Source organism: Trebonia sp., assembly GCF_030042015.1.
Taxonomy (GTDB): Bacteria; Actinomycetota; Actinomycetes; order Streptosporangiales; family Streptosporangiaceae; genus Trebonia.
The window spans coordinates 1-9,016 of sequence record NZ_JASIAL010000471.1; the positions used below are offsets into that span (position 1 = coordinate 1).

Annotated in this window: 6 protein-coding genes; 3 read left to right on the forward strand and 3 right to left on the reverse strand. The window is 71.3% G+C overall.

Annotated elements, in window-relative coordinates; genetic code table 11:
• From Q1N79_RS24945 to Q1N79_RS24955, 3 genes are all read right to left on the reverse strand, one after another.
• Window positions 1-1,352 (reverse strand): N,N-dimethylformamidase beta subunit family domain-containing protein (locus tag Q1N79_RS24945; RefSeq protein ID WP_300613011.1); only part of this gene is annotated, 1,352 nt, incomplete at its 3' end.
• Between the two features lie 41 nt (window positions 1,353-1,393).
• A complete protein-coding gene (locus Q1N79_RS24950) occupies window positions 1,394-3,214 on the reverse strand; it encodes a bifunctional homocysteine S-methyltransferase/methylenetetrahydrofolate reductase (protein ID WP_300613013.1) in 1,821 nt (606 codons plus the stop codon).
• A 61-nt stretch (window positions 3,215-3,275) separates the two neighbouring features.
• The gene (locus tag Q1N79_RS24955) at window positions 3,276-4,613 is read right to left on the reverse strand and encodes a helix-turn-helix domain-containing protein (RefSeq protein ID WP_300613015.1); all 1,338 of its coding nucleotides are present in this window, start codon (window positions 4,611-4,613) and stop codon (window positions 3,276-3,278) included.
• Between the two features lie 240 nt (window positions 4,614-4,853).
• Here Q1N79_RS24955 and Q1N79_RS24960 point away from each other — a divergent pair, with 240 nt between their 5' ends.
• The 3 genes from Q1N79_RS24960 to Q1N79_RS24970 form a co-directional block, all read left to right on the forward strand.
• Window positions 4,854-6,617, forward strand: a complete 1,764-nt coding sequence (locus Q1N79_RS24960) for an aldehyde dehydrogenase family protein (RefSeq protein WP_300613017.1) — start codon at window positions 4,854-4,856, stop codon at window positions 6,615-6,617.
• Between the two features lie 78 nt (window positions 6,618-6,695).
• Window positions 6,696-7,322: a hypothetical protein gene (locus Q1N79_RS24965; RefSeq protein ID WP_300613019.1), complete on the forward strand. Its 627-nt coding sequence runs from the start codon at window positions 6,696-6,698 to the stop codon at window positions 7,320-7,322.
• 93 nt (window positions 7,323-7,415) lie between these two features.
• Window positions 7,416-9,016, forward strand: a 1,601-nt coding sequence (locus Q1N79_RS24970; RefSeq protein ID WP_300613021.1) for an MFS transporter, incomplete at its 3' end; no start/stop codon positions are given.

Sequence of the window (9,016 nt, forward strand, 5' to 3'; positions counted from 1 at the left end):
GTGTAGTAGGCGGAGTCCCCGAAGCTGCTCGCGCCCTCGCAGGTCAGCGGGGAGTGGGAGAGCACCTCGATCGGGCGCTCCACCGGGTAGGCCGGGTCGACCCGGTCGTACTCGACGCCGACCAGGTTCGGGAAGCTGTCGCCCGCGCGCACCCCGGTGTCCCTGAACACCCAGCTCGACGGGCTGACGACCACGTAGGAGGCGTCGACAGGGTAGCCCTCGTAGATGGTGCCGATGAGCGAGGACTCCGGGTCCGGGTTAGGGGGGTCGCGCCAGTCGCTGGTCACGAGCGCGTTGTCCACCCCGTACATCGGGTCCTGCGTGTAGTCGGTCTTGTAGCAGATGACGAGGCGGGCGTCGCCGAGCGGGGTCTTGGACAGCCGGGTCCGGCGGAACATCGCGTTCGCGCCCATGAACGCCAGGTTCACTCCCCTGTCCCTGGCCGCCGTGACGTTGGCGCGCTCCGCGGGGGTCCAGTACTCGTCGTGCCCCATGGAGACCAGCGCGCTCGCGCCGTCGAGCAGGTGCGGGTCGGCGGCGATGTCCACGCTGCCCACGTAGGCGAGGTCAAGTCCCCCCGCCAGCACGGTCATGTGCTCGGCGAGCTTGACGATGTTGCGCTCATAGGTGAGGAACATGTCGGCGCCGTTGAGGTCGTAGGGGCGGTCCATGCTGACCGCGAGCGACCGGTCGCCGTACTCGCCGTCCGGCCCGACGTACAGGTCGTAGCCGCCCCAGGTGTTGTAGGCCTGCCAGGTCTGCACGCAGCTCTTGAGCACGACCTTGCCGTACGTGGTCTCCGACCGGACGGTGACCGGCACGTACCGCTGGGCTCCCGAGTCGGCGTCCAGGCGCAGCAGGTAGGCGCCGGCGGGCCAGTCGCCGGTCGGCACCTGCAGGACCGGGTCCCAGTCGGTCTGCACGGTGTTGGTGGCCTCGACGAATCCCGGGCTCTTCTGGGTGCCGGCGCGCAGCGCGCCCGACTGCCAGACCTTGCGCGCGCCGTCGCCCTGGTACCAGCCCAGCCGGAACGCGGTCACCCGGAAGCCGGACGACGTCGTGGAGACGAACAGCGGGAACGACTCGCCGCTCAGCACGCTGGCCTTGCCCGCGTATCCCTCGATCTCGTGCTCGGCGCCGAGGTTGGTGATCTCCCAGTTCGGGTCGCCTGGCAGCGAGTTCTCCGGCACCGGGTTGCGCCACGGCCGCGCGGTGAGCGCCAGCGGGTGCTCTTCTTCGGGTGTGGCGGGGTGCGACCGCTTCCTGGACACGACCGCGGCGGCCCCGGCCGCTCCGGCCACGCCGGCTGCCGCCAGGCCGAGGAAGGCTCTACGGGTCGTTTTTCCTTCCACCCCGGTAAGCATGCCACTCAGCAGGGCGGTGCGCCACGACCTCAGCCGAGGGCGGCAAGCAGCGGGACAAGAGCGGCCGCGTCGTCGTCAGGGGCGGCGAGCAGAACGCCGCTGACCATGGACTTGGACTTCGCGAGCAGCCCCGAGGCGAGCTCGAGGCCGGCCGCGCGCGCGGCGCCCCGGCCGGCCTTCTCGAGCACCTCGAGCGTGCTGGCCGGGATCGTGACGCCGGGCACCTCGTGCGCCAGGTAGTCCGCGTCCTCGAAGGAGCGCAACGGCGTGACCGACAGCAGCAGCGGGACGCCCGTGCCGTCAAGCGCGTCGACCAGCCTGGACAGGGAGTCAAGCTCGTACACCGGCCGGCAGATCAGGAACTGCGCGCCCGCGCGGATCTTGGCGTGCGCCCTGGCGATCTCGGCGTCGGGGTCGCGCGCGCCGGGGTTCACCCTGGCCCCGATGCAGAACGAGGTGCGGATGGTGAACGCGAGCCCGTTGGAGTCGCGGCCGGCGTTCAGCCCCGCGAGCAGCGCGGTGAGCCCCACCGAGTCCACTTCCCACGTGCCGTCCACCGCCGGGTAGTCGCCGAGCACCGGCGGGCTGCCCGTGGTGGACACCACGGACCTGATGCCGAGCGCGTGCGCGCCGAGCAGGTCGGCCTGCAGCGACATGATCGTCTGGTCCCAGGTGGTCACGGTCGCGATCGTCTCGACGCCGACCCGCTGCTGCAGCTGCAGCGCCATGTTGAGCGAGTCCATGTGCGTGCGCGCGTTCTCGCGCGGCTGCACCGCGACCAGCCCGATGCCGTGCGACTGCAGGACGGCCGCCGCCTGCTCGGCGTCGCCCGCCCAGCCGCCAGGGGACGGCGTGATCGCGGCCGCCACCACGAACCGCCCCGCGGCCAGCTGGTCGGCCAGGCTGCCCACGTTTCCGCGCGCCGCGGCGGGCGCGCCCGCCGCGGCGACCCCGCCCGACGTCTCAGCGGGCCTGGACAGTGTCCGCACCGCCTCGGCCGCCGCCCGGATGTGCGTCGGCGTGGTGCCGCAGCAGCCGCCCACCAGCGTCACCCCGGCGTCGGCGAACCGGCCCAGGTACCGGGCGAAGTACCCGCCGTCGATGCTGAACTCGAACGTGCGCGGGCCGACCCGGCGCGGCTGCCCGGCGTTGGGCTGCGCGCTGACCGGCACGCTCGCGTAGCGCACCAGGTCCTCGGCGACCGCGAGCATCCGCTGCGGGCCGACCGTGCAGTTCGTGCCGAGCATCGCGACCGGCATGGAGCCGAGCACCGAGGCGACCTCGCGCGGGGTCTCGCCGCCCAGCGTGTGCGCGTCGTCGGCGAACGTGGCCTGGGCGATGAGCGGCACGTCGCACACCGACGCGGCCACGGACACCGCCTCGACGAGCTCGTCCAGGTAGCCGAACGTCTCCAGGATCAGCAGGTCCGCGCCGCCGTCGGCGACCAGCGCCTGGATCTGCTCACGGAGCACCTCCATGCGCTCGGCTGAGCCGACCCGGCGCCGCTGCAGCGCGGTCACCGCCGGCGAGACGGAGCCGGCGACGAGCACGGGCCGCTCGGACCGCTCGCACGCGGCCCTGGCCAGGCGCACCCCCGCCCGGTTGATCTCGTCCACCTTGTCGGGGAACCCGTGGTCGCCCAGCCAGAGCCGGTTGGCGCCGAACGTGTTGGCCTGGATGATGTCCGCGCCCGCGCTCAGGTAGCTGTCGTGGATGGTCGCGACCAGCCCGGGATCGGACAGGTTCAGCTCAGGCAGCGACCGGTCGAGCGCGGCGCCGGCCGCGTGCAGCATGGTGCCCATCGCGCCGTCGCAGACCAGCACCCGCTGGCCGGATAGCAGCTGGCGCACCGCCGAAGCAGGACCACGGGTCATCACTGTGCCTCCGGCATCATTACCGTGCCTCCGGAATTCACTGTGCCTCAGGAAGAGCGTCGAGAATCTCGAGCGCGACCTGCGCGATCAGCCGGTCCCTGTAGTTGTCGAGCCGCAGCCCGGTGATCTCCTCGATCCGCTTGATGCGGTACGCCACGGTGTTCGGGTGCACGTGCAGCAGCCGCGACGCCCGCTGCGGGCTGTTGTTCTCGCGGAAGTAGCAGGCGAGGGTGGACAGGTACTCGGACTTGTGCTCGTGCTCGTGCTCGCTGAGCTTGCCGAGCACCTCCGCGGCGAACGACCGCAGCTCGTTCAGGTCAGGCACCTGCAGCAGCAGCCGGTGGATGCCCAGGTCCTCGAACGCCGCGACGGCGCCGGTCCTGCCGAGCCGCCACAGCGTCTGCGTGGTCCGGTGTGCCTGGTCGTAGGACCTGGCGATCTCCTCCGGGTCACGGCAGGGGCCGCCGATCCCGATGACGACCTTCGCGCCGGGGAACAGCTCGGCCAGGCGCGCCAGGCACGCCTGCCCGAGCTTGCGCGGATCGGGGGTCGCCGCGGCCACCACGACAACCTCGGCCTCGCGCGCGGAGACGATCGCGTCCGGCGCGCGGGTCGTCATGAAGTGCTCGATGCTCTCCCTGATCCGCTGCCGCAGCGCCTCGGCGTCCGCGGCCCGCGACGGCGGAAGCTCGAAGGCGATCGCCGCCACGTTGTGCTGCCTGGTCGGGTCGTAGCCCAGGTGCGCCGCCCAGCGGGCGGCGTCGCCTGCGTCCCTGCCGCGGCCAAGCAGCAGGCCCTCCACGAGATCGTCGCGGACCCGGCGCGCCGCGGCGGCCACCACCCGCTCGCGGCCGAGTATGACGCCGCAGATCGTCGCGGCGTGCTCGGTCACCAGCAGGCTCATGTCCTCGCCGAAGGACTCCTCCGCCGGGTCGAGGGTAATGAGGTAGGACGGCACCTCGTCGCCGACAAGGATGGGCGCCACGATGATGGCGGGAACCCCGCCGACGTTCGGCAGCCGCAGCGCGCGCTGGCTCAGCCGCGAGGCGCGCAGCACCTGGCCGAGCCGCGGGTGGACCACGTGGTCGCGGACGAGGGCGGCGGCCTTGTCAGGGGGCAGCCCCGGCGAGGCGGCCGTCATCACGTCCATGAGCTGGCTGACGACCGCGACGGTCGCCGACGCGCGCTCGGAGATGAGCTGCACGACCCCGGCGAGGTCGGCGTCCTGCATCGCCAGACCCGACAGGTGGCGGTACACGGTCACGAGCTCGCGCAGGACAGAGTTTTCCTTGTCGACGTCCCGCGGGGGGGCGGTCCCCTCCCGGGGAGTCGGCGCAATGTTGAGCCGGCTACCGGCCGGCATCGTCTCCGGCATGATCACTGCACTATACGACGTTGTGCTGGCTTTTGGTTGTGGGACCCCACAAAGGGATCTGTACCACCGTTGTCGGCCTCGGGAAACCTGCCACATGGAACTCGCGCCGCGGCGGCCGCGCTGGCTGTGGCGGCGCACAGCGCCCGGGCGCGCCGGATTGACGCTGACAACGATGCCGGACGCGTGCCCGCGTGGCAGTGTCTGCATCATTTCAGGCGAATGGTCCGGGGAGTGGCGGTCATGCCGGCTGACGTGCGCCCACAGGGGAATACCGAGGGTATCCCGCGATGCCCGCACTGCGGCGCGGCCGCGGGTGGCGCCGCCGCGGCCCTCGACGCGCTCTACAGGGAGGTGGCACGGCTCAGGGAACAGGCGCAGGCTCTCGCGGACTCCACTGCGGACGCGAAGGCCCGGCAGGCGGAGCTTGAGCGAGAGGTCAGGCTGCTCAGGGAGACCGTCGCCAGGCTGCGCGGCGGTTTCGTTATGTTACGGGGACTTGACATATCCTCACTCTGCGCGCAAATAATCAGGCACTTTCATACCGAAAGGGGCCGACCGTTGCTTGAGTACCGCGATATCTACGCGGGAGGTCGCCTGGTCGGGTCCGCATCTCCGGACGTGATCACGATAATCAACCCGGCCACGGAGGAGGTTGTCGGCGCCGTCCCCGCCGCCGTTGGCGTGGACGTGGACAGGGCAGTCCGGTCCGCCAGGCGTGCCTTCGATGACGGCCAGTGGTCGACGTGCCATCCCGCCGACCGCGCGGACGCGCTCGAACGGCTCGCGGCCGCGCTCGAGGCGCGCACCGAGGAGGCCGCCCGGCTGGTTACCGCCGAGATGGGGATGCCGATCGCGTACTCGCGGCAGCACAACGCCGCGGCCCCGTGCGCGATCCTGCGGTATTACGCGAAGCTCGCCCGCGACATGGACACCGAGGAGACCAGGACCGCGGTGAGCTTCGCCGGGCGCACGGTCGTGCGCCGCGAGCCGGCCGGCGTCGCCGCGGTGATCGCCAGCTGGAACTACCCGATCATGCTGGCGTTCAGCCAGCTCGCGCCGGCGCTTGCCGCGGGGTGCACGATCGTGCTCAAGCCCGCGGCGGCGACCTCGCTGTCGGCCTACATCCTGGCCGAGGCGTTCGAGGCGGCCGACTTCCCGCCCGGCGTGTTCAACCTCGTGACCGGGACGCACCAGGCGGCCGGCATGCTGGCCAGGCACCCGGGCGTGGACACGGTCGCGTTCTCCGGGCCCGCCAAGCAGGGGCGGTGGATCGCCTCCATCTGCGGCGCCGAGCTCAAGCCGGCCAGCCTCGAACTCGGCGGCCAGTCCGCCGCGATCGTGCTCGACGACGCGGACCTCGGGAAGGCGGCGGCGAGCCTGGGCGGCCTGTGCTTCGCGAACTCGGGCCAGACCTGCTTCGCGATGTCGCGGGTGCTCGTGCCCGAGCAGCTGTACGACGACGCCCTCGACGCCTTGACGTCCCAGGCGGGGTCCCTGGTGATCGGGGACCCGCTCGCCGAGTCGACCACGATGGGGCCGCTGGCCTCCTCACGGCGCCGCGCCGACGTCGAGTGCCGGGTCCGCGCGGGCGTGACGTCCGGGGCGCGGGTCGTGGCCGGCGGCAGGCGCCCCGCGTCGCCGGTGCGCGGGTACTTCTACGAGCCGACCGTGCTTGCCGACGTGACCCCCGTGATGCCGATCGCGCAGGAGGAGATCTGCGGGCCGGTCGCGACCGTGATCAGGTACCGGGACGAAGCGGAGGCGGTGGCGTTCGCCAACGACGGTTTCGGGCTCGCGGCGACCGTGTGGACCGGCGACCCGCAGCGCGGCCTCGACATCGCGCGGCAGGCCAGGGTCGGGACGTTCGGCGTCAACGTGTACGAACCGGACATCGGCTCGCCATGGGGCGGTCGCGGCGCGAGCGGCCGGGGCAGCGCGTACGGCCCTGAGGGCATGGCCGCCTACCTGACCACGAAATCGGTCTTCCTCCCGTCGTTCCCTTAGCCGGCAACCGGCTGAGCCGGTGCGGCCTGCGAGGATGGTGCGCTACCGTGCCGGGAAGCGCAACCCCTGGAGGAGTCCATGACGCAGACGACCGACGCGCCGGGCACGCCGGACGCTACGGCAGCTGAACCGTTCCATCCCATTCCCCGGCCGCACAGCGACGGCGCCGCGCGCCGCGCGATCGCGCACGCCACCGCGGAGGTGCACGACCGGGCCCTGCAGATCCGCGCCGCGCCCGAGGAGCACAAGCCGAAGCTCGTGCTCTCCCAGCACGTCCGCGGCACCAGCCTGCTTGACAAGATCGCGGACGCGGTGAACAAGGTCTGCGGGTCGATGTGGGTGTTCCTGTTCATCACGATCGGCATCGTCGCGTGGCTGTTCCTCGGCAACATCGTCGGGTTCGACAAGACGCCGTGGCCGCTGCTGCTGACGATCCTGAACCTGCCGCAGCTGTCGATCATGATCTCGCTGCAGGTGAGCGCGAACCGCGCGCAGGCCGCCAGCGACCGGCGGGCGCTCGCGGACCACGAGACGCTGATCGCGCTGCACGAGATGGCCAAGCAGCAGCTGGACATGCTCAGGAGCCAGGACCAGGTGCTCGACATCCTGGACAACTTCGCCAGCAAGGACATGCCGGGCAGGCAGCGGCAGATCCAGGACACGGTCAACCAGATCCTCGCCGCGGTGCAGCCGGAACAGGGCTAGCGCGCGGGAGTAAGCGCGCCTTACGCTCACCACCGCGATCGTTAGCACGCATAATAGTTGCCATTAAGCAACTACCCACTATGCTGGGTAGACGTGGCGACAACGGCGAGCGAGCAGGCGGCGGGCGGCGGCGAGTCCTTCAACGGCGGCTCGCTGAGCGAAGACCCGGACGGCGCCGGGCGGGGCCGGGCGTACAAGTGGGTGGCGCTGTCCAACACCACGCTCGCGATGGTGATGGCGACGATCGACGCGTCCATCGTGATCGTCTCGATGCCCGCGATCTTCCGCGGGATCAACCTGAACCCGCTCACCCCCGGCAACGTCTCGTACCTGCTGTGGATGATCATGGGCTACCTGCTTGTGCAGTCCGTGCTCGTGGTCACCCTCGGCAGGCTCGGCGACATCTTCGGCCGGGTGAAGATCTACAACCTCGGCTTCGTCGTCTTCACGCTCGCCTCCGTCGCGCTGAGCTTCGACCCCGCGCAGGGCCCGAACGGGGCGCTGTGGCTCATCGGCTGGCGCGTCGTCCAGGCGTTCGGCGGCGCGATGCTGATGGCCAACTCGGCCGCGATCATCACCGACGCGTTCCCGGCCGGCCAGCGCGGCATGGCGCTCGGCGTCAACCAGATCGCGGGCATCTCCGGCCAGTTCGTCGGCCTGCTGCTCGGCGGGCTGCTCGCGGCCTGGGACTGGCGGGCGATCTTCTGGATCAACGTGCCGTTCGGGGTGTTCGGCACCGTGTGGGCGTACAAGAGCCTGCGGGAGATCGCCAGCACCCGCAAGGCCCGCATCGACTGGGCCGGCAACGTCACGTTCGCCATCGGGGCCGGGCTGCTGCTGACCGCGATCACCTACGGCATCCGCCCCTACGGCACGTCCGCCACCGGCTGGGGCAGCCCGATGGTGATCGGCGGGCTCGCCCTCGGGGTGGCGCTGCTCGCCGCCTTCGTGGTCGTGGAGAGCAAGGTCGCCGACCCGATGTTCCGGCTGAAGCTGTTCCGGATCCGCGCGTTCGCGGCCGGCAACATCGCCAGCCTGCTCGGCGCGATCGCGCGCGGCGGCCTGCAGTTCATGCTGGTCATCTGGCTGGCCGGGATCTGGCTGCCGCTGCACGGCTACGACTTCACCGTCACCCCGCTGTGGGCGGGCATCTACATGCTGCCGCTGACAGGCGGGTTCCTCCTCGCCGGCCCGCTGTCGGGCGTGCTGTCGGACAGGTACGGCTCGCGCCCGTTCGCGACCGCCGGCCTGCTGGTGGCCGGCGCGTGCTTCGTGGGCCTCATGCTGCTGCCTGTCGACTTCCCGTACTGGGCGTTCGCCCTGATCATCTTCGGCAACGGGGTAGGCTCCGGCCTGTTCACCTCGCCTAACACCTCCGCGATCATGTCCAGCGTCCCGGCCCACCATCGCGGCGCGGCGTCCGGCATGCGGTCGACCTTCCAGAACTCGGGCATGTCGCTGTCGATCGGGATCTTCTTCTCGCTGATGATCGCGGGCCTGGCGGACACGCTGCCGCGCACGCTGACCGCCGGGCTCACCGCGCGTGGCGTCCCGCTCGCGCAGGCGAGCTCGATCGCGCACCTGCCGCCGGTGTCCACCGTGTTCGCCGCGATGCTCGGCTACAACCCGGTGCGGAACCTGCTCGCGCCGACCGGCCTGCTGCACACGCTGCCCGGCAGCGACGTCGCGGTGCT